This window comes from Arthrobacter sp. TJ-266 (assembly GCF_058269115.1).
This window is the reverse complement of the sequence record NZ_JBZCNC010000003.1, coordinates 264,704-282,958: the sequence shown is the minus strand read 5'-3', so window position 1 is coordinate 282,958 and position 18,255 is coordinate 264,704. Positions and strand designations below refer to the sequence as shown.

17 protein-coding genes, 1 tRNA gene and 1 pseudogene are annotated in these 18,255 nt (G+C 69.6%); 9 read left to right on the top strand and 10 right to left on the bottom strand.

What is annotated here, in order from left to right; translation table 11 throughout:
- Positions 1 to 169 precede the first annotated feature (169 nt).
- From AC4D12_RS09950 to AC4D12_RS09940, 3 genes are all read right to left on the bottom strand, one after another.
- Positions 170 to 1,180: an inorganic phosphate transporter gene (locus AC4D12_RS09950; RefSeq protein WP_490949766.1), complete on the bottom strand. Its 1,011-nt coding sequence runs from the start codon at positions 1,178 to 1,180 to the stop codon at positions 170 to 172.
- Positions 1,181 to 1,798 (bottom strand): DUF47 domain-containing protein, encoded by a 618-nt coding sequence (locus AC4D12_RS09945; RefSeq protein ID WP_490949765.1) that lies wholly within the window; start codon positions 1,796 to 1,798, stop codon positions 1,181 to 1,183.
- Positions 1,799 to 2,010: 212 nt separating this feature from the next.
- Positions 2,011 to 2,658 carry a hypothetical protein gene (locus AC4D12_RS09940; protein ID WP_490949764.1) on the bottom strand — a complete coding sequence of 216 codons (648 nt, stop codon included), beginning with the start codon at positions 2,656 to 2,658 and terminating at the stop codon, positions 2,011 to 2,013.
- A 124-nt stretch (positions 2,659 to 2,782) separates the two neighbouring features.
- On the opposite strand from AC4D12_RS09940, the gene AC4D12_RS09935 reads away from it, so the two are divergent.
- Positions 2,783 to 2,856, top strand: a tRNA-Lys gene (locus AC4D12_RS09935).
- Between the two features lie 55 nt (positions 2,857 to 2,911).
- Here the strand turns inward: AC4D12_RS09935 and AC4D12_RS09930 are convergent.
- Positions 2,912 to 3,663: pseudogene (locus AC4D12_RS09930) on the bottom strand (ZIP family metal transporter).
- A gap of 309 nt (positions 3,664 to 3,972) precedes the next feature.
- On the opposite strand from AC4D12_RS09930, the gene AC4D12_RS09925 reads away from it, so the two are divergent.
- From AC4D12_RS09925 to AC4D12_RS09910, 4 genes are all read left to right on the top strand, one after another.
- The gene (locus AC4D12_RS09925) at positions 3,973 to 5,244 is read left to right on the top strand and encodes an endonuclease/exonuclease/phosphatase family protein (protein ID WP_490949763.1); all 1,272 of its coding nucleotides are present in this window, start codon (positions 3,973 to 3,975) and stop codon (positions 5,242 to 5,244) included.
- Between the two features lie 233 nt (positions 5,245 to 5,477).
- The gene (locus tag AC4D12_RS09920; RefSeq protein WP_490949762.1) at positions 5,478 to 5,699 is read left to right on the top strand and encodes a hypothetical protein; all 222 of its coding nucleotides are present in this window, start codon (positions 5,478 to 5,480) and stop codon (positions 5,697 to 5,699) included.
- A gap of 128 nt (positions 5,700 to 5,827) precedes the next feature.
- Positions 5,828 to 6,562, top strand: coding sequence for a hypothetical protein (locus AC4D12_RS09915; RefSeq protein WP_490949761.1), 735 nt, complete (start codon positions 5,828 to 5,830; stop codon positions 6,560 to 6,562).
- Positions 6,559 to 7,281, top strand: coding sequence for a hypothetical protein (locus AC4D12_RS09910; protein ID WP_490949760.1), 723 nt, complete (start codon positions 6,559 to 6,561; stop codon positions 7,279 to 7,281). The genes AC4D12_RS09915 and AC4D12_RS09910 overlap by 4 nt, the downstream gene beginning before the upstream one ends.
- Positions 7,282 to 7,571: 290 nt before the next feature.
- On the opposite strand, the gene AC4D12_RS09905 is transcribed toward AC4D12_RS09910, so the two are convergent.
- The 5 genes from AC4D12_RS09905 to AC4D12_RS09885 all read right to left on the bottom strand — a co-directional run bounded on the left by AC4D12_RS09905 (position 7,572) and on the right by AC4D12_RS09885 (position 12,325).
- Positions 7,572 to 7,850 carry an HPr family phosphocarrier protein gene (locus AC4D12_RS09905; protein WP_490949759.1) on the bottom strand — a complete coding sequence of 93 codons (279 nt, stop codon included), beginning with the start codon at positions 7,848 to 7,850 and terminating at the stop codon, positions 7,572 to 7,574.
- A gap of 51 nt (positions 7,851 to 7,901) precedes the next feature.
- Positions 7,902 to 10,049, bottom strand: coding sequence for a PTS fructose transporter subunit IIABC (locus tag AC4D12_RS09900; protein ID WP_490949758.1), 2,148 nt, complete (start codon positions 10,047 to 10,049; stop codon positions 7,902 to 7,904).
- Entirely contained in the window at positions 10,049 to 11,071 is a 1,023-nt protein-coding gene (locus AC4D12_RS09895) for a 1-phosphofructokinase family hexose kinase (protein WP_490949757.1), read from the bottom strand. The genes AC4D12_RS09900 and AC4D12_RS09895 overlap by 1 nt, the downstream gene beginning before the upstream one ends.
- Complete coding sequence (locus AC4D12_RS09890; RefSeq protein WP_490949756.1) at positions 11,068 to 11,835, bottom strand: DeoR/GlpR family DNA-binding transcription regulator; 768 nt, start codon at positions 11,833 to 11,835, stop codon at positions 11,068 to 11,070. Before AC4D12_RS09890 ends, AC4D12_RS09895 begins: the two co-directional genes overlap by 4 nt.
- Before the next feature lie 235 nt (positions 11,836 to 12,070).
- Positions 12,071 to 12,325: a DUF6458 family protein gene (locus AC4D12_RS09885; RefSeq protein WP_490949755.1), complete on the bottom strand. Its 255-nt coding sequence runs from the start codon at positions 12,323 to 12,325 to the stop codon at positions 12,071 to 12,073.
- Positions 12,326 to 12,672: 347 nt separating this feature from the next.
- On the opposite strand from AC4D12_RS09885, the gene AC4D12_RS09880 reads away from it, so the two are divergent.
- Positions 12,673 to 12,942: a GlsB/YeaQ/YmgE family stress response membrane protein gene (locus AC4D12_RS09880; RefSeq protein ID WP_490949754.1), complete on the top strand. Its 270-nt coding sequence runs from the start codon at positions 12,673 to 12,675 to the stop codon at positions 12,940 to 12,942.
- 233 nt (positions 12,943 to 13,175) lie between these two features.
- Positions 13,176 to 13,961, top strand: coding sequence for a hypothetical protein (locus tag AC4D12_RS09875; RefSeq protein WP_490949753.1), 786 nt, complete (start codon positions 13,176 to 13,178; stop codon positions 13,959 to 13,961).
- 38 nt (positions 13,962 to 13,999) lie between these two features.
- Here the strand turns inward: AC4D12_RS09875 and AC4D12_RS09870 are convergent, their stop codons facing one another.
- Entirely contained in the window at positions 14,000 to 15,247 is a 1,248-nt protein-coding gene (locus AC4D12_RS09870; protein ID WP_490950120.1) for a DUF445 domain-containing protein, read from the bottom strand.
- 150 nt (positions 15,248 to 15,397) lie between these two features.
- On the opposite strand from AC4D12_RS09870, the gene AC4D12_RS09865 reads away from it, so the two are divergent.
- Together AC4D12_RS09865 and AC4D12_RS09860 are read left to right on the top strand one after the other, a co-directional pair.
- Positions 15,398 to 16,270, top strand: coding sequence for a glycerophosphodiester phosphodiesterase (locus AC4D12_RS09865; protein WP_490949752.1), 873 nt, complete (start codon positions 15,398 to 15,400; stop codon positions 16,268 to 16,270).
- 28 nt (positions 16,271 to 16,298) lie between these two features.
- Positions 16,299 to 18,155, top strand: a complete 1,857-nt coding sequence (locus AC4D12_RS09860) for a glycoside hydrolase family 15 protein (RefSeq protein ID WP_490949751.1) — start codon at positions 16,299 to 16,301, stop codon at positions 18,153 to 18,155.
- Positions 18,156 to 18,255: the final 100 nt, after the last annotated feature.

The window sequence follows — 18,255 nt, the reverse complement described above, 5'->3', positions numbered from 1 at the left end:
AGCACCGCGAACGACGACGGCGGCTCCTTCCGGGGCCGCCGTCGTCGTGCGTCCGGCCGTGGGCCGCAAACCCGGGGCAGATGTCCCGCGGAAGGGGTAAAGGAACCCCGTGTCCGGACAGCCGCCGCGGCGGCACCGGGAATCGTGAGGGTCGATCCCTGCCGGCGACCTAGAGCAGCGGGCTCAGGGCGAGGAAGAAGATGGCGCCCATCAAGGCGGTCGCCGGCGCGGTGGTCAGCCAGACCGCGAGGATGCGAATCACGGTGGGACGCTGCACGGAGGCGCTGTGGCCGTTCGCACCTGCGCCCACGATCGCCGAGGTCATGGTGTGCGTGCTCGAGAGCGGCACGTGGAGCGAGATGGCCCCGATGAAGAGCATCACCGAGCTCACTCCCTGCGCCGTCATGCCGCGCAGCGGATCTACACGGACCAGCTTGTTGCCGAGGGTGTGGGTGATCCGCCAGCCGCCGAACAGTGATCCCGTGGCCAGCAGCACGGCGGCGAACACCTGGACCCAGAGCGGCATGTCCGAGCCGACGGCGTAGCCGGAGCCCACCAGCGCGAGCAGGATCACCGCCATGGTGCGCTGTCCGTCCTGGAGCCCGTGCCCCAGTGCGAACGCCCCGGCCAGCACCGACTGCGCCATGCGGTTGCCGCGGTTCACAGCCGCGGGGGAGCCGTTGCGCAGCAGCCACGTGGCCGGGAACACCGCCACGTAGGCGAGCACGTAGGCGACGACGGGCGAGAGCACGAGCGGCAGTGCGATCTGGAGCAGGAGCATCCGGCCCATGCCGTCCATGGACGGGCCGCTGGTCAGCTGGGACGCGGCGCCGGCTCCCACGAGGCCGCCGAGCAGGGCGTGCGTGGACGAGGATGGCTTGCCGCGGTACCACGTGAACAGTCCCCAGAGGCAGGCTGCGAGCAGGGCCCCCATGAGGATGCCGAGTCCAACGGTGCCCGAGGGGAGCCCGATGGCGGCGTCCGTGAAGAAGAGTGCCAGGGAGGTGCTGAGGAGCGCGCCCACGAGGTTGAACAGGGCCACGAGCAGGACGGCGACGGTGGGCGTGAGCGCCCGCGTACGCACCGCAGTGGCCACCGAGTTGGAGACGTCGTGGAAGCCGTTGAGGAAGGCGAAACAGCCGGCCGTGGCCACGACGGCACCGAGGAGGAGGGGCTCCACCTACGATTCCTTGACGATGATGCCGCCAACCTGCGTGGCGACCCTCCGGATGTCCTTCGTGACGTCGACGAGCTGGTTCGCCACGTCCCGGTGCCGGGCGTAGACGAGCGGCTTGTGGTCGTTCAGGAGTTCGGCGCACCAGCTGCGGTGCGTCCGCTCCGCGCGGCGGGAGAGCCGGAGGATCTCGATCCAGTACTCCTCGAGGTCCTCCATGGACGTGAGGCGCTGCATCGCGGTGGCGGTGAGCTCGGCCTGCCGGTTGATGACCTCGAGCTGGTCCGCGGCCCGGCGGCTGAGCTTGCTCAGCTTGTACAGGGCGATCAGCTCACCGGCGCCGTCGAGCTTCTCGATCGCCTCGTTGAGCAGCCGCGACAGCGCATAGAGGTCCTCCCGCGGCAGGGGGTTGATGAAGGAGGACCGCATGGAGGTGAGGAGGGCGAAGTGCAGGTCGGTCGACGCGGACTCGTGCTGGTGGAGTTCCTCCACGAGGCGGTCGTACTCCTGGGTGGAGGCCCCGAGGATGGCGGACATGGTGCCGACGCCGAGGACGAGTTGCTGCGCCATCCGCGAGAGGAGTTCGAGCCCGGCGTTCTCCTGTGGGAAGAGGCGTAGTTTCACGGAGTCTTCCTGGACGGGCACGGAGCTCTCAGTGCGGCGGGCGGTACCGGACGCACTGCGTCGGGGCAAAGTAGTGGCGCCGAACCGGGAGCGCCTCTCGGCGGAAGGCCGCTCGAAGCGGCTGAGTGTTGAAGCCCGGGGGTTCCACGGTCCGACGCCTCTTCAAGTCTTGCCCTCCCCGCAGCCCGTGTCAACATCGGTCCCCGGGACGTTCAGTCGAGCTCCCCGCGACGCCACGACGACGCGGCGTGCTCGAGGTCCTCGGCCGTCTTGATCAGTTGGTGGGAGTTCCGCGTGAGTTTGGAGGCGTGGGCGCCGTTGGCGATCTCGGCGTCGTCGGCGTGGTTCGCCTGTCCGAGGGCGATCACCCGGCAGAACGCGGCGAAGCGTTCCAGCGCGACGTCGAACTCGCCCTCGAAGGCGCCGGAGAGGATGGTGTCCGCCATCGCGGTCATCTCCGCGGCACCCGGCGGCTCGGCGACCCCGGCCACCACTTTCGAGACCTGCGCCACCTCCTTGCCCGACGTGAAGTACGCGGCGATGCGCTCAGGGTTCTGCTGGGTCGCCGCCCGCAGTGCGTACAGCCGCCAGAGGGCGCCCGGGAGGGAGCGTGCGGGGCTTTCCGCCCACATCTCCGCGATGGCCTCGAGACCCTGCTGGTCGGCGAGCTCGACGAGCCGCCGGGTGACGTCGGGATCATCGGCATCGCGTCCGTGGTGCACCAGTGCGTGCGCCGCCATGTGTGCCGCCTCGGACACCCGGGAGGGGTCCACGCCACCCGCGAACACCTCGAAATCCATGGGTGCGAAAGGCTTCGGCTTGTGCGGCCGAGGGCTCTTGTTGGTGTAGTCGCCGTCCATGGGACGAGGATACTCCTGCGGTTCACCGGCCCTGCCGCCGTACCCGGGGCGGAGGCCTTCTGCGATAAAGTGGACGGGTCATCGCTGCACGACGGCGGCTCCCGCCGGCCGGGCACGATGCGGCGGGCCCTTAGCTCAGTTGGCTAGAGCAATGGACTTTTAATCCGTGGGTCGTGGGTTCGAGCCCCACAGGGCCCACCGCCACGCAGGAGGGGTTCCGGTACGCGCCGGGACCCCTTCTGCGTGTGAGGGATCAGCCGGCAAGCTCGTGCACCACGAAGGCCGACAGGAAACCGAGCGCGGCGATCAGCCCGGTGAGCAGGTGCTGCCGTTCGAACGCCTCGGGGATCATGGTGTCCGCGACCATGGCGAGGATGGCGCCGGTGGCGATCGCGGTGATGAAGGCGATGGTGCCGCCCGGAGCCTCTGCCAGGAGGGTGTAGCCCGCGAGGGCGGCGAGCCCGGAGGCCAGCGCGATCCCACCCCAGAGTCCGAACACGTACCGCGCGCTGCGGGCCGCGTTCTTCATGCCCGCGCTGCTCGAGAGACCCTCCGGCACGTTGGAGACGAACACCGCGACGAGCACGGCGGGGTTGATCGCCCCTCCGGCCACCAGCCCGAGCCCGAGGACCACCGACTCCGGGACACCGTCCAGCAGGGCCCCGAGCGCGACCGCGTTGCCGCTCCCGGCGTCGTCCTCGGTGGGCTGCTGGGAGCCCGAGCGTTTTCGGTGCTGCGCGCCCCGGTGGGCGAGCAGGACATTCCCGCCGACATGGGTGAGCGCGCGGCGAGGAAGCCGAGCGCCGTGGGCGCCAGGCCGCCCGTCTCCTCGGCCTCGGCGACCAGTTCGAACGCGAGAGCGGAGATGAGCGCGCCGGCGCCGAACGCCATGACGTAGGACACCACCTGCGGCGGGACGCGCCAGCGCCGTGCGATCGCGGCGCCGATGAGGAGGGCGGCGCCCGCGACGGCACCCCACCCGAACGCCTGCATCCGGAGCGGCACACCACACCTCTCCCTGGTCGTCCTGCTGACCGACCTGGCCGACGGCGTGGATCGACGGCCCAGCGTCGCACGGCCCCGGCCTATCCGGGGCAGGATGTTCGGCCGGATCCGCCCCTTGACCGGTCCTGTCCGGGGAGTCCCGACCGGATGATCCGGCGGCGCGCCGGACGGGCCACCGTGCGACGTCGAATCGTTACCTCCCGGACTCCTTCCGTCCTCGGAGCGCCGTTAGGCTCGAAGGACGGAAGCACGATCATCGGTGCCGAGCTGTGTCCCTGGGGCCGTTCGGCCGGGAGCTGAAGGGTCCTCATGCGAGTACGCGCACACTGCTCGGTCGCCGTACTGACGGCCTGCCTTCTCGTCACCTCGGCCCCCGCGGCGCTCGCGGACCCCGCGGACGAAACCCGATCATTGGGGACAGGGGCGTCGGCCGACGCCCGGACGCCCCTCCGGTTCGCGACCTACAACGCGAGCCTCAACCGCCTCGCGGCAGGGGATCTGGTCAGGGACCTCAGCACGCGCGGCAACGCCCAGGCCCGGGCCATCGCCGAGGTGGTGCAGATCAACCGCCCGGACGTCCTGCTGCTCAACGAGTTCGACTACGTCCCGGACGACAGGGCCGCGAACCTGTTCCGTGACAACTACCTCGCGGTGGGCCAGAACGGCCGTACCCCGATCGACTACCCGTACGTGTACACGGCGCCCTCCAATACGGGCGTGCCGAGCGGGTTCGACCTCAACAACGACGGCACGGTGGGTGGCGCGGACGACGCCCTGGGCTTCGGCACTTTCGAGGGCCAGTACGGCATGGTCATCTACTCCCGCTACCCCATCGAGCAGCAGGACGTCCGCACCTTCCGGACCTTCCTGTGGAACGACATGCCCGGGGCCCTCCTGCCCGACAACGCGGCCACCGCGACGCCCGGCGACTGGTACTCGCCCGAGGAACTGAACGCGCTGCCGCTGTCCAGCAAATCGCACTGGGACGTCCCCGTGACCGTGGGCGGCCGTACCGTGCACGTCCTCGCCAGTCACCCCACCCCGCCCGTGTTCGACGGCGCCGAGGACCGCAACGGCAGGCGCAACAGCGACGAGATCCGCTTCTGGTCCGACTACGTGACCTCGGGCGCGGCCGCCTCCTACATCTACGACGACGACGGCGGCACGGGCGGCCTGAAGCGCGGCGAGCGCTTCGTCATCATGGGGGACCAGAACAGCGACCCCCTCGACGGCGACTCCCGCGAGGGGTCCATCGACCAGCTGCTGCAGAACAAGCTCGTGCAGGATCCGACGCCCACGTCGCGGGGTGCCGTCGAGGCCTCGGCGCTGCAGGGTGGCGCGAACGCGATCCATCAGGGCGACGCCGCGCTGGACACGGCCGACTTCGAGGACCGGAACGCCGGCAACGTGCGCGTGGACTACGTGCTCCCGTCCCGCGGACTGCGGGTGGCCGGCTCCGGCGTCTTCTGGCCCCGCGTAGGACAGCCGGGGTCCGAACTGACGGGCATCTTCCCGTTCCCCACGAGCGACCACCGGCTCGTCTACGTGGACATCACCGTGAACGGGTCGCGGCAGCGCTGACCCGCGGAGCACCACTCCCTTGCCCGGGCCCGCACGGCGGGTGTACGTTCGAGGGCATGAGGACAATCCTGTTTCAGTAGCGAGACGGCTCCGCCGATCTCACCGCATCTTGTCGATGTCATCACTCCAAGTGCGCCCACTGAACCCGGTCCTCGACACCCGTCGCCGCAGCTGATGGTGCGCGCCGTGGGGTCCGCCGTTGCTGAGTGAGCGCTCCGAACGGAAGGAACCCCATGACCAGCACACCCAAGAAATCAGTCACGTCCGAGGAATCGGAACGCACCGACGCCGCAGCGGCTCGCGCTCGCAAACTGCTCGACGATCCGCGCGCGAGGCTCGCCCTGGAGAAGAAGAACCAGGCGGCCAAGCCCTCCGCGGGAACCGGTGCAGGCCACGCGAAAGCGGCGCACGAGAGCGGGAAGCAGGGCAAGAAGGAGAAGAAGGTGCGTTGGTGAGGCGGGCTCGCAGCGCCGGTTAACTGGAGCTGGCTCCGAGTTCTGCGTATGGGGGAATCGCAGAATTCGGAGCCAGCGATCTCAGTATACTTCGACGGGACACTGGAAAGTCCAATCGAAAGGTGAGAATGGCCGTCACAGCAAAAGCCTTTCAGCTGTGGCGTTCCCGCGTCGCCCCGCAGGCCACCGTGACGGACGTCTGCCGTGTCGCCGGGATCAAACGGTCGACCCTCGCGCAGCAGTTGGTGCGCGGGAAGGTGTCCGTCGCGACCGTCGTCGCGATCGCCCGGGGGTACGGCGTCTCCCCGGTGCGGGCCCTCGCCGAGTTCGACGGGTACGAGGACGTCCCGGCGGGCGTGCGCACCCCCACCGATGCCGAACTGGTCAGCCAGGTCTCCCACATCGACATCCTCCGCCTGCTGCTGGCACGCAGCGCTGACGAGGAGTGCGCGGGGACGGACCTCCAGTTGCAGCTCGCCCCGTTCCCGCACCGGAACTCCGTGCGGGCATGGATCGAGGCGGTGGACCCGGGTGATCTCCGCCAGCAGATCGCCCTCAGGACCGGCGTGGCCCGGCAGAACCTGTCCGCGCAACTCACGGCCGGGCGGCTCGCCCCGGAGATCGCCGTGGAGGCCGCGCGCATCGCCGGGGTCTCGCTGACGAGCGGTCTTGTGGTCACCGGTCTGCTCACGCCCGAGGAGGGTGGCTGGCCGGAGGACGGACGGGCTCGCGCCCTGTGTGCCATGCCGGACCTCGATCTCGTGTTCCTGGCCCGCGACAGGCTCGACGTGCTCGGCAAGCAGATCAGACGTTCCGAGCTCGACGACACGAAGGATCGCGCCATGTGGGAGAACCTCGGATGAACCCGGCCATCATCCAGTGGGGGGCGCTGGCCCTGTGCGCAGTGGGGGCCGTGATCCGTGTGCCCGGGCTGAGGAACGGGCAGGGCCGGACCGTCTTCGCCGCTCTCGTCCTCCTGACGGCAGCCGTGGCGCTGTCCCTCTCACCGATCTACGAAGTGGTGGACGCGGCTCTGGGCGGCGTCAACGTGGCGAACCTCGTGCTCCGCTTCGTTCTGTATGCCGTGTTCGTGCTCCTCGGTGTGCGCATGGCGGCGGCCTTCGGTTCCGCGCTCGGGAAGCGGCTGATCATCGGGCCGTTCGGCGTGGCGATCCTTGCGCTGACGGTGATCGCCACGCTGTATTTCTTCGTCGCCAGCGAGCTGCCCACGAGCTCACGGTCGCTGTACGCCTTCGATGACCAGGACACGGTCCAGCAGTACGCGGCCGTCGGCAGGCTCTACCCCGGATACGTGTCGGCCTGTCTCGTCCTGCCGGCGGTGGCCTCCGTACTGGACGCGCGATCACGGGCCATCCACAGGGTCGCCTGTGCCTTCCTGGCCAGCGGGTTCGGTCTCGTGGTGGTGTTCGTCCTGCTGCGGCTGACGTCGATCGACCTGCGGCAGTGGGACATCGTGCTGCCCTTCACGGCGATCGTCCTGACCGTGGTGGGGCTGTGCCTCATCCGCATCGGACGCACGATGATCCGGCGTCGGGAGCGGCACGCCAACCTGCTCGCCTGAGGCTGGAGCGGTACGGAGGCCCGGTTCTCCGGCACTCCCCGGAGTAATGAGATGCAAACGTGTCCTACGGTGATTCACAGATTCATGATCGTGTGTAAAAATTATGATTATGTAACTGCCGCTGTCCGTGGGGGGTCAGCGGATGGTTATCAGGCGAGTGGCTGTGTCCATGAGAACGGGTGGACCCAGTCACTCGAACCATCTGGGGACGACACAGAGGGCGCCTCCCGTTGCTTGCCAGCAGCGGGAGGCGCCCTTTTCCGTGATCGGCGTCGCCGACCTGCGTGCGCCTACTCGGCGTCGTGGTCCGTCTCGATGATCCGGGCCAGTCCCTCGAGGGCATCCTCGGCGCCGTCGCCCTCCGCACGGAGCACCACGACGTCACCGTGCGATGCGCCGAGGCTCATGAGGGAGAGGATGCTCGAGGCGTCCATGGCCTCCTCCGCGGGTTCGCCGTCCATGGCGATGGTGACCTCGAGGGGCAGCTCACCCGCGGCCTCGGCGAAGATCGACGCGGGCCGAGCGTGCAGCCCTACGCGGCTGGCCACTGTTGCCTTGCGTTCTGCCATGGTGATGCTCCTTCTCTAGGTGGTATCCCGTACAGCCAACCGGACGTGGGGTCAGGCTGCAACCGGTTCCGCGACGGGCGTGTTCGTCTTCCTGGTCGCGAAGCGCTTCAGGGCGATGACGGCGAGGGCCGAGATGATCGTCCCGACGATGATCGCCACGATGAACAGCGGCAGGTTGCCGATCGCGAAGAAGACGAAGAACCCGCCGTGCGGAGCCTGCGATGTGACGCCGGTGCCCATGATGATGGCGCCCGTCGCCGCGGAACCGAGGAGCGAGGCAGGGATGACGCGGAGCGGGTCGGCGGCGGCGAACGGGATGGCACCCTCGGAGATGAACGCCGCTCCGAGCAGCCATGCGGCCTTACCGTTCTCCCGCTCGGCCAGCGTGAACCTGCGCTTGTCGAGCAGGGTCGCGAGGGCCATCGCGAGGGGCGGCACCATGCCGGCGCCCATGACCGCGGCCATGATCTGCAGGGGAGCGGGGTTGTCCACCACCGATCCGGTGCTCAGCCCGGCGACCGCGAAGGAATAGGCCACCTTGTTGATGGGCCCACCGAGATCGATGGCCATCATGAGGCCCAGGATCACGCCGAGGCCGAGTGCTGCAGTGCCGGTCAGGCCGGAGAGCCAGGAGTTCAGCCCCGTGGTGATCGCGGCGATGGGGCCACCGAGGACGAGGAACATGAGCCCGGAGGCGACGATCGAGGCCACGAGCGGGATGATGACGACCGGCATGAGACTGCGGAGCCACTTCGGAACGGCGATCCGCCCGATCATCAGGGCCACGTAGCCGGCGAGCAGGCCGCCGACGATCCCGCCGAGGAACCCGGCACCCATGAAGCCGGCGACGGCACCCGCGACGAAGCCCGGTGCGATACCGGGCCGGTCCGCCAGCGCGTACGCGATGTAGCCGGCGAGTGCTGGGATCAGGAACCCGAGGGAGAGCTGCCCGATCTTGAAGGCGACCGCCCCGAGGTACGTGGCGAGCCCGCCCTCCGGGAGGTTGGTGAGGCTGTTCTCGAGCGTGATCGCATCGGCGGTCTCGGTGATGAGGTAGCCGCCGAGCAGGAAGCCCAGCGCGATCAGCAGACCGCCGCCGGCGACGAAGGGGATCATGTAGCTGACGCCGGTGAGGAGTGCCCGCTTGAGGGTGCTGCCGATGCTGTCCCTGCCGCCGTCGTCGTCCGACTGCTGCTCACCGGCGGTGCCGGCGACGCGACGCGCGTTCGGGTTGTCCGCTGCCGCGAGGGCCTCCTCGACCATCTCGCCCGGCTCGTCGATGCCGCGCTTGACGGGCGAGGAGATCACGGGAAGCCCGGCGAAGCGCTGCTTGTCCCGCACGTCGACGTCCACGGCGAAGATGACGGCGTCCGCTGCGGCGATCACGGCGGGGTCGAGCGGCGTGGCACCGGAGGAGCCCTGCGTCTCGACCTGCAGGTCGATGCCGCGCTCCTTCGCCGCGGCGACGAGGGAGTCGGCCGCCATGTAGGTGTGGGCGATGCCCGTGGGGCACGCGGTGACGGCGACGAGGCGACGGACCTTCGTGCCGGTGCCCGCACTGCCACCAGCGCCATGGTCGACGGCGGGACCGGTGGTGTCCGTGCCCGCCGGAGAGGTGCCCAGGGTCGCTGCGGCTTCCGAGGCGTGGTCGCCGTGCTGCGAGGCGTGCTGTCCGGAGGCCTGCGACGACGCAGCGTGCGCGCCTGCGCCGGCGGTTCCTGCCGCCGTCGTCCCGGTGGCCGCGTCGCCGATGCCGAGGGCACCGTTGACGAGCGCGACGACGTCATCGGGAGTGCGCGCGGCGCGGAGCGAGGCCGTGAAGTCTTTTTTGATCAGCGAGCGGGCGAGCTTGGAGAGCAGCTTCAGGTGCTCCTGGTCGGCGCCGTCCGGGGCCGCGATGAAGAACACGAGGTCGGCGGGGCCGTCCTTGGCACCGAAATCGACGCCGGGGGAGAGGCGGGCCATGGCGAGAGTCGCCTCCGAGACGGCCTTCGAGCGGCAGTGCGGGATGGCGATGCCACCCGGAACGCCGGTGGAGGTCTTCTCCTCACGGGCGAGGGCGTCCGCGTACAGGCCGTCCACCTCGGTGGAGCGGCCCTGCGCCGCGACCTGCTCCGCGAGGAACCGGATCACCGAGGAGCGCTCGGCCCCCAGGTCGACGTCCAGAGCAACGAGCTCCGGGGTGATGAGTTGGGACATCAGCTTTCCTCCTGTGCGGTTGGTCCCGCGACGGACCCGGTTTCGCGTGGTTCGATCACGGGCATCGTGACCTCGAGGGGTGTGACGACGACGGCGGCCGGCGTGGTCTGGTCGAGCGACGGAACGGTGGAGCCCGGAAGCCCTGCGGCTGCCGATCCGTGCGCCACGGCCTGACGCAGGCAGTTCTCCGGCAGTTCGCCGGCACTGTGCGCCAGGAGGTACCCGGCCAGCGCGGAGTCTCCCGCGCCGACCGTGGAGCGTGTGGTGATGGGTGGGTGCACGGCGTGCCAGGCACCCGCGCTCGTGACGAGCAGGGCGCCCTTGGACCCGAGGGTTGCGAGCACGGCACCGACGCCCGCGGTGATCAGCACGGCGCAGGCCCTCGCCGCAGCCTCGTGGTCGTGCTCGAGCTCGTCCCCCGAGCCGATGCCGGTGAGTTCGCTCAGCTCCTCGGCATTTGGTTTGAGCAGATCGGGAGCGGGCACTCCCGCCGCGGCCTCGATCAGCGGCGAACCGCTCGAATCGATGGCGATGAGCGGGGCATCGAGGCCGTAGGCATCCCGGACGGCTGCGGTGACCCTCGTGTAGAAGGTCACCGGTACGCCGGGCGGGAGGGATCCGGCGAGCACCAGCCAGTCGGCGCCGTCCACCTCGGTGACGACGGCGTCGAGCAGGGCGTCGAGCTGGGCGCCCGTGAGTTCGGGGCCGGGTTCGTTGATCTTCGTGGTGGTGCCGTCCGGCTCGGTGATCGCCGTGTTGATGCGCAGGCCTGCTCCGATGGGCAGGTTCCGGAAGGGCACCGACGTGCTGCGGAGGCCCGCGACGACGGCGTCGTCGTCGTCGCCGGGCAGGATGGCGAGGGTCCGGGTGCCGGAGGCGGTGAGCGCCCGGCTCACATTGACGCCCTTGCCGCCGGCCTCCTGACTGACGTGGGTGGCGCGCTGGACGGCACCACGGGCGAGCGGCGCGGCGATCGCGACGGTGCGGTCCATGCTCGGATTGAGGGTCAGGGTCAGGATCACGCGACGATCACCTCCACATCGGCGTCGGCGAGGGCGTCCGCGAGGGGCGGGGCGGGTGCGCGGTCGGTGATGAGCACATCGAGGTCCTCCAGGTGGGCGAAAGCGACGAGCGACTCCTCGTCGAACTTGGACGAGTCGGCGAGCAGGACGACGCGGCGTGCGCTGCGGATGATGGCGGTCTTCACGGCGGCCTCGTCGGTGTCCGGCGTGCTCAGGCCGAAGCCCGCCGAGATGCCGTTCGTGCCGATGAACGCGAGATCCGCGCGGAGCCGCCCGAGGTGCGCCACGGTGCTGCTGCCGACGGCGGCACTCGTCAGGGCCCGCACGCGGCCTCCCACCAACTCCACGCTGAGCCCGGCGCCGGAGAGGGCGGCGGCGACCGGGACGGAGTGCGTGACGACGGTGAGGCCGGCGCCGGCCTCCTCGACCAGTTCGTCCGCGAGGGCTCCGATGGTGCTGCCGGCGTCCAGCAGGACGGCGCCGGTTGCGGGCACGAGGGCAAGTGCGGCGAGGGCGATGCGTTTCTTCTCGGGCGAGTGCTGCGAGGCACGGCTGGAGAGGCTGGGCTCGTTGGTGGTGGCACCGCTGCCGGAGATCGCGCCGCCGTGGACCCGGCGCAGCACGCCGTCGCTCTCCAGGAGGGCGAGATCGCGGCGCACGGTCTCCTTGGTGATACCGAACCGCGAGGAGAGGCCCGCGACGGTGACGCGGCCTTCCGCGGAGACCAGACCGCTGATCTGGCGGTAGCGCTCTTCGGCGAACATGGGACTCCATCGTCGTGCCGTCGTCGTCATGGTGTACGAGGATCGTCGCAGAACGGATGTTTGCTTATCTGCGTTTGAGTGACTCTATCTTCGCTTCTGATGTGACGTCAAGCACTTTCTCTTCCGACCAGAAGCAAGCGGACATGACGAAGGCCGGGGCATGATGCCCCGGCCTTCGTTCGTGGCCCAGTGAACCTGCTCAGGTGTTCACATGCTGTCGTTCGGTGCCGCCTGCTCAGAGGCCGGTGTCTCGGGACTCGCGCCGCGTGATCGTCTCGCCGGTGTTCGGGTCGACGACGGAGCGGGACTCCGAGACGCGCGCCTGCCTCCGGGGCGCGGCCAGGACGAGGGACGCGATGAGTCCGACGACGCCCACGGCCATCAGGATGTAGCCCACCAGGGCGAGGTCCACGAAGGAGACCTGGACCTGGACGGCGAACGCGAGAATTGCACCGAGTGCAATAAGAAAGATTGATGATCCGATTCGCATGATGAGAATCCCTTCGGGTTGGCGACACTGACTGTTCTCGAGAAATACCCCAGCGGTTTCACTCACCTTGCCGCGTGCTGCCGACGTGGCCCGCATGCCGTCATCCTACGGCCCGACCGCCTGCTGTATGGCCTCGGCGGGCATCGATCCGGTATCGGCCTCCGCCGGAGGACGTGAACCTCGATTTCAGTGGCCAATTCTTGCTAAGCAGGATTAGCATGATCTCAGGATCACACGCTAAGCAGGCTGATGAAGTACAGTAGGAGCAAGTTGCACTCCGGTGCATCACATTTATTGGAGAGCCGGCCGTGTCACAGCGGCGGCTCACATCACTCAAGGAGCACCTCATGAGTTTCATCGGATTCCTCATCCTCGGCCTTATCGCCGGCGCCCTCGCCAAGCTGATCATGCCCGGCAAGCAGGGCGGCGGCATCTTCATCACGATGCTGCTCGGCGTCATCGGGGCCTTCCTCGGCGGCTTCATCGGCGGAAGCATCCTCGGCGTCGACCTCGGCGGGACGTTCTCGCTGATGTCCATCCTGTTCGCCGTCATCGGCGCGCTGATCGTTCTCTTCATCTACGGCCTCATCACCGGTCGCAAGCGCTCGCGCGTCTAGCCTGACCAGGCACCGACCGGGCCGGGGGGCCGGTCATTCGGAGGGCGTCACCGTAGCGGTGGCGCCCTTCGCGCGTCCCGGCGCGGACGCTCCCCGCGGACGCAGGATGCACCCCCGGCCCCGGGCGCCAGGCGTGCGCCGGGAGCGGAACCCCGTGCGACGCCGAAAACTCCCCACCTACACTCGAATCACGTGGCTTTTGCCCGTGCCCCAGGATCTGCGAGAGGACCACCATGTTCGGCCGTCACAAGGAGAATCCGGCAGTCAAGGCCGCGAACGGAACGTTGTTCGACAGGGACGGCAACCCGAAGCCGGCCATCCTGCGGGGGATCGAGCGCGCCCTTGACGTGCAGCGGCCCTTCATCCTCTCCAACCTCGCCCGCCTGCGGCGCCGCAACCCGAAGGCGTCCCCGGCGGAGCTCGCCCGTCTCCTCGAGCGTGACTACCTGCGGGCGACGACGGCAGCAGGTGCCGCCGTCGGTGCCACCGCGGCCGTGCCGGCGGTCGGGACGGTCGCGTCGCTGGGGCTCTCCGCCGCAGCGACGGTGGGCTTCCTCGAGGCGACCGCACTGTACGCCGAGTCCATCGCGGAACTGCACGGCATCAACACCTCGGAGCCGGAGCGTTCGCGGGCCATGGTGATGGCGATCCTCATGGGTGAGGAGGGCACGGCGCTCATGCGGTCCATCCTCGGTGCGTCCGCAGGCCAGGGAGCCCCGCAGTACTGGGGCCAGCTGGTGAACAAGGCGGCGCCGGCATCCCTCGTGAAGAGCATCTCCGGCTCCATCCAGCGCCGCTTCCTGAAGAGGTTCCTCGCGAAGCAGGGAGGCTTCATGCTCGGGCGTGCGCTGCCGTTCGGCGCGGGCGCCGTGATCGGCGGGACCGGCAACCACCTCATGGGCAAGGCTGTCATCCGGGCCACCCGCGAGGCCTTCGGACCCCTGCCGCAGACCATCCCGGGTCAGCTCGCGGAGGCGCTGCAGCTGCCGGGGAAGACGACCGGGCAGCACGGCTCCTGACTCCGGTAGGGAGCGGCCGGCATGACGCCGGTACTTGCCTACCCGAAGACGGCGTTCGCGACCGTGAAGATCACGAGGCCCGCGAGCGAGCCCACCACGGTGCCGTTGATGCGGATGAACTGCAGGTCCTTGCCCACCTGCAGCTCGATCTTGCGGGAGGTCTCCTCGGCGTCCCACCGCTCCACCGTCTCGGAGATGACCCCGGCGATCTCACTGCGGTAGGTGCGGACGGCGTAGGACGCGGCGTCGGCGATCCAGCGGTTCACCTTCCCGGCCAGTTCGACGTCGGTGGTGAGGCGTGAGCCGATGTCCCGGACGGCGGCCTTGAAGTTCGACGTCAGCTCGCTGTCGGGGTCGTTGACGGCATCGAGCAGGGCCGCCTTGATCGTGGCCCAGGTGCGCGCGGTCAGGTCGATGACCCGCGGATCATCGAGGAGCTGGCCCTTGATCTCCTCCGCCTTCGCGATGGTCTCGGGCTTGTGCTGCAGGTCCTGGGCGAGGTCGCGGAGGTAGGTGTCGATCGCGATGCGGACGTCGTGCCGGGGATCGTCCTGCACGGCCCGGATGAACTTCGAGAGTTCCGCGTGGACGCGGTCGCCCACCACGCCGTCGACCAGCCGCGGCACCCAGGTGGGGGAGCGCTGCGCGACGACCCGCGTCACCACCGAGTAGTTGGCGTCCACCCAGTCGCCGGCCCGGTCCACGAGGAGGTCCACGAGGCGGTGGTGGTGCCCGTCGGCGAACACGCGCTCGGCGATGCTGCCGATCGGTGGTCCCCACGGCGGCTCGAGGAGGTACTTGCGCACCATCGATTCGATGACCCCCTGCACGGCGTCGTCGTCGAGCACCGTGAACAGGCCGCGGATCACCGCCGCGCCCTCGGCTGCCACGCGGTCTGCGCTCTCCGGCTTCTCCAGCCAGGCACCCACCTTCTGGGCTATCCGGGCGGAGTCGAGCTTGGCTCGCACCACGTCCTCGGACAGGAAGTTCTCCTCGACGAACTGGCCGAGGGACTCGCCGATCTGGTCCTTCTTCCGCGGGATGATCGCGGTGTGGGGGATCTTCAGCCCCATGGGGTGCTTGAAGAGGGCCGTGACCGCGAACCAGTCCGCGAGCGCGCCGACCATGCCGCCCTCGGCGGCCGCGCGGACGTACTCGAGCCACGGGTAGGTGTCCTGCAGGGCGAAGGCCACCACGAAGATCACCGCCATGAGCACCAGCAGCCCGGTGGCGAGACCCTTCATGCGGCGGAGGGCGGCCGCCCGTTCCACGTCCGGGTCTGTCATCTGAGCGTCCACCGTCCGAGTCTAGCGAGGCACGCGGGGAGGCCTGCCGCCGTCGTCGGGCTGATGTGGCCGCACCGGACGCTCGCGTACGGTGATAACCGGGCCCTCGCCCCGACCATCCCCCGAAGGCCACTCGTGAAGGGAAACGCCATGACGCCGGTCATCTTCGCCCACCGCGGCAGCAGCGGAACCTACGCGGAGCACACCCGCGCCGCCTACCTGCAGGCGCTCGCCGACGGCGCCGACGGTGTGGAGTGCGACGTCCACCTGACGCGGGACGGCGAGCTCGTGTGCATCCACGACACCACGCTGGACCGCACCACGAGCGGCACGGGCGACGTCGCGGACAGGATGCTCTCCGAGCTACGTGCGCTCGACGTCTGCTCGTGGAAGGGCGCCACCATCCCGGCGGAGTACGGCAGCCCCTCCGAGCAGCTCCTGACACTCGGCGATCTGCTGGTCCTGATCCGCGGTGCCGGACGCCCCGTCAAGCTCGCGATCGAGCTCAAGCACCCCAGCCCGTTCGGCCTCCGGCTCGAGGACGCCCTGATCGCCTTCCTGCTCGACGAGGGGTGGGACCCGGAGTCCTCGATGCTCGGCCGGGTGGAGATCAGCTTCATGAGCTTCAACCCCGACTCGATGCGGCATCTCGGGGAGATCGCGCCGCACCACGTCCTCTGCCAACTCGTGGCCGACGTCGAGCCGCAGGAGGTGCGCGATGCGCTCAGCTTCGGGTCCATCGCCGAGGGCGCGCTGATCAACGTGCTCCGCAGGGCGTTGAGGGAGGGCGAGGAGCTGATCGACCGGCAGCAGGTGGGCATGGCGGGCCCGGGCATCCAGTACGCCCGCGCGCATCCGGACCGGTTACGGCGGTGGCTGCACGACGGCGCCCGGCTCCGTGTCTGGACGGTGAACACGGTCGAGGACGCCCGCTTCCTCGCGGATCTCGGGGTGCAGGAGCTGACCACGGACTACCCAGCGCGCATCCGCCTGGCCTTCGCCGAGGAGGAGCACGCCGGGTAGAGCCGGGCTGAGCCCCGGTGGCGCCCGGATGCACTCGGCGCGCGCGGGGCCGCTGTGGTTGAGTGGAACGATGCAATCCCCCATCGAGGACTACGCGCTCGTCTCCGACCTCCACACCGGCGCCCTGATCTCCCGTGAGGGCAGCGTGGACTGGCTCTGCTTCCCGCGGTTCGACTCCGAATCGGTGTTCGCCGCGCTGCTCGGCACGGAGGAGCACGGGCGCTGGCTCCTGACGCCGTCGTCCGCCGGCGCGGAGGTGGTGGAGCGCAGCTACATCCGCTCCACCTTCGTGCTGCAGACGCGCTGGCGCACGGCCGACGGCGAGGTGCTGGTCACCGACTTCATGCCCGTGACGGACCGCCGGGCGAACGTGGTGCGGCGCATCCAGGGCCTCAGCGGCACCGTGACCATGCGGCAGGAGTTGGAGATCAGGTTCGGGTACGGGGAGATCGTCCCGTGGGTCAGCCAGGACACGTCCGACGGCGTCCCGGCCCTCCTGGCCATCGCGGGACCCAACGCGTTGGTGCTCCGTGGGCCACGCCTGCGGCCCACCGACCACCGCCACGAGGGAGTGTTCACGGTGTCCGCCGGGGACGTCGTCGACCTCGAGATGGTGTGGTTCCCCTCGCACAGGGAGGCCCCGGAGCCCCTCGACATCGACGAGGCCCTGGATACGACCATCAGTTACTGGCGCGCCTGGGCCGCGAGCTGCCTGAACGACGGCGAGTACGCGGAGGCCGTGGAGCGCTCGCTGCTGGTCCTGAGGGCGCTGACGCACGAGGACACAGGCGGGATCGTCGCGGCGCCCACCACCTCGCTCCCCGAGCAGTTCGGCGGAGGACGGAACTGGGACTACCGCTTCGTGTGGCTGCGCGACGCCGCGCTGACGCTCGAGGCCATGATGACCCACGGCTTCGCGGACGAGGCCCTGAACTGGCGTAGCTGGCTCCTGCGCGCGGTGGCCGGCGACCCCGAGGACCTGCAGATCATGTACGGGCTGGCGGGCGAGCGCCAGCTGCCCGAACGCGAGCTGCCGCACCTGCCCGGCTATGCGGACTCCGTACCCGTCCGCGTGGGCAACGGTGCGGTGGACCAGTACCAGGCCGACGTGGTGGGCGAGGTGATGGTGGCGCTCGAGAAACTGCGCGGGCACGGCGTCACCGAGGACAACTTCTCCTGGCCGCTCCAGCGCGCACTGCTCGGGTTCGCGGAGAACCACCTGGACGACCGCGACCACGGGATCTGGGAGATGCGCGGCGAGCAGCAGTACTTCACCCACTCGCGCGTCATGATGTGGGCGGCCTTCGACTGCGCCGTGCGTGCCGTACGGGACCACGGCCTGAGCGGACCGCTCGAGCACTGGACCGCCATCCGCGACCGCCTGCGGGAGGAGATCCTGGAGCGTGGCTACAACCACGAGTTGCGGGCCTTCACCCAGACCTACGGCGGCACTGAGATGGACGCCTCCCTCCTGCAACTCCCGCAGGTCGGTTTCCTGGCCTTCGACGACCCCATGATGCTCGGCACCGTGGCGCGGATCGAGCACGACCTCCTGGACCCTCAGGGGCTGCTGCTGCGCTACCGGACCGGGAACTCCGACGACGGCCTCGAGCCGGGCGAGCACCCGTTCCTCGCCTGCTCCTTCTGGCTCGTGGGACAGTACGCCGAGACCGGCCGGGTGGAGGACGCGAGGCGCCTCATGGACCAGCTGGTGGGCTACAGCAACGAGCTGGGCCTGCTCTCGGAGGAGTACGACGCCGCCGAGGGCAGGATGGCAGGCAACTACCCGCAGGCGTTCTCCCACCTCTCACTCGTCCGCGCGGCGGACGCCCTGCAGATGGCGCAGGGCAGAATCGACGCCCACGCATCGATCGGGCGCGACTGACCGCAGCCGTCCGCGACCCGCGCCGACGACGGCGGGAGCCCGGCGTGGCCGGGCTCCCGCCGTCGTTCCGCGGTGTCCGGGGGCCTGCCGGGCTCCCGTG

Coding starts and splice junctions, on each gene's coding strand:
- AC4D12_RS09885 (WP_490949755.1), bottom strand. CDS start 12,325: ATGCGAATCGGATCATCAATCTTTCTTATTGCACTCGGTGCAATTCTC.
- AC4D12_RS09870 (WP_490950120.1), bottom strand. CDS start 15,247: ATGACAGACCCGGACGTGGAACGGGCGGCCGCCCTCCGCCGCATGAAG.
- AC4D12_RS09910 (WP_490949760.1), top strand. CDS start 6,559: ATGAACCCGGCCATCATCCAGTGGGGGGCGCTGGCCCTGTGCGCAGTG.
- AC4D12_RS09925 (WP_490949763.1), top strand. CDS start 3,973: ATGCGAGTACGCGCACACTGCTCGGTCGCCGTACTGACGGCCTGCCTT.
- AC4D12_RS09940 (WP_490949764.1), bottom strand. CDS start 2,658: ATGGACGGCGACTACACCAACAAGAGCCCTCGGCCGCACAAGCCGAAG.
- AC4D12_RS09905 (WP_490949759.1), bottom strand. CDS start 7,850: ATGGCAGAACGCAAGGCAACAGTGGCCAGCCGCGTAGGGCTGCACGCT.
- AC4D12_RS09915 (WP_490949761.1), top strand. CDS start 5,828: ATGGCCGTCACAGCAAAAGCCTTTCAGCTGTGGCGTTCCCGCGTCGCC.
- AC4D12_RS09860 (WP_490949751.1), top strand. CDS start 16,299: ATGCACTCGGCGCGCGCGGGGCCGCTGTGGTTGAGTGGAACGATGCAA.
- AC4D12_RS09920 (WP_490949762.1), top strand. CDS start 5,478: ATGACCAGCACACCCAAGAAATCAGTCACGTCCGAGGAATCGGAACGC.
- AC4D12_RS09875 (WP_490949753.1), top strand. CDS start 13,176: ATGTTCGGCCGTCACAAGGAGAATCCGGCAGTCAAGGCCGCGAACGGA.
- AC4D12_RS09890 (WP_490949756.1), bottom strand. CDS start 11,835: ATGTTCGCCGAAGAGCGCTACCGCCAGATCAGCGGTCTGGTCTCCGCG.
- AC4D12_RS09900 (WP_490949758.1), bottom strand. CDS start 10,049: ATGTCCCAACTCATCACCCCGGAGCTCGTTGCTCTGGACGTCGACCTG.
- AC4D12_RS09880 (WP_490949754.1), top strand. CDS start 12,673: ATGAGTTTCATCGGATTCCTCATCCTCGGCCTTATCGCCGGCGCCCTC.
- AC4D12_RS09865 (WP_490949752.1), top strand. CDS start 15,398: ATGACGCCGGTCATCTTCGCCCACCGCGGCAGCAGCGGAACCTACGCG.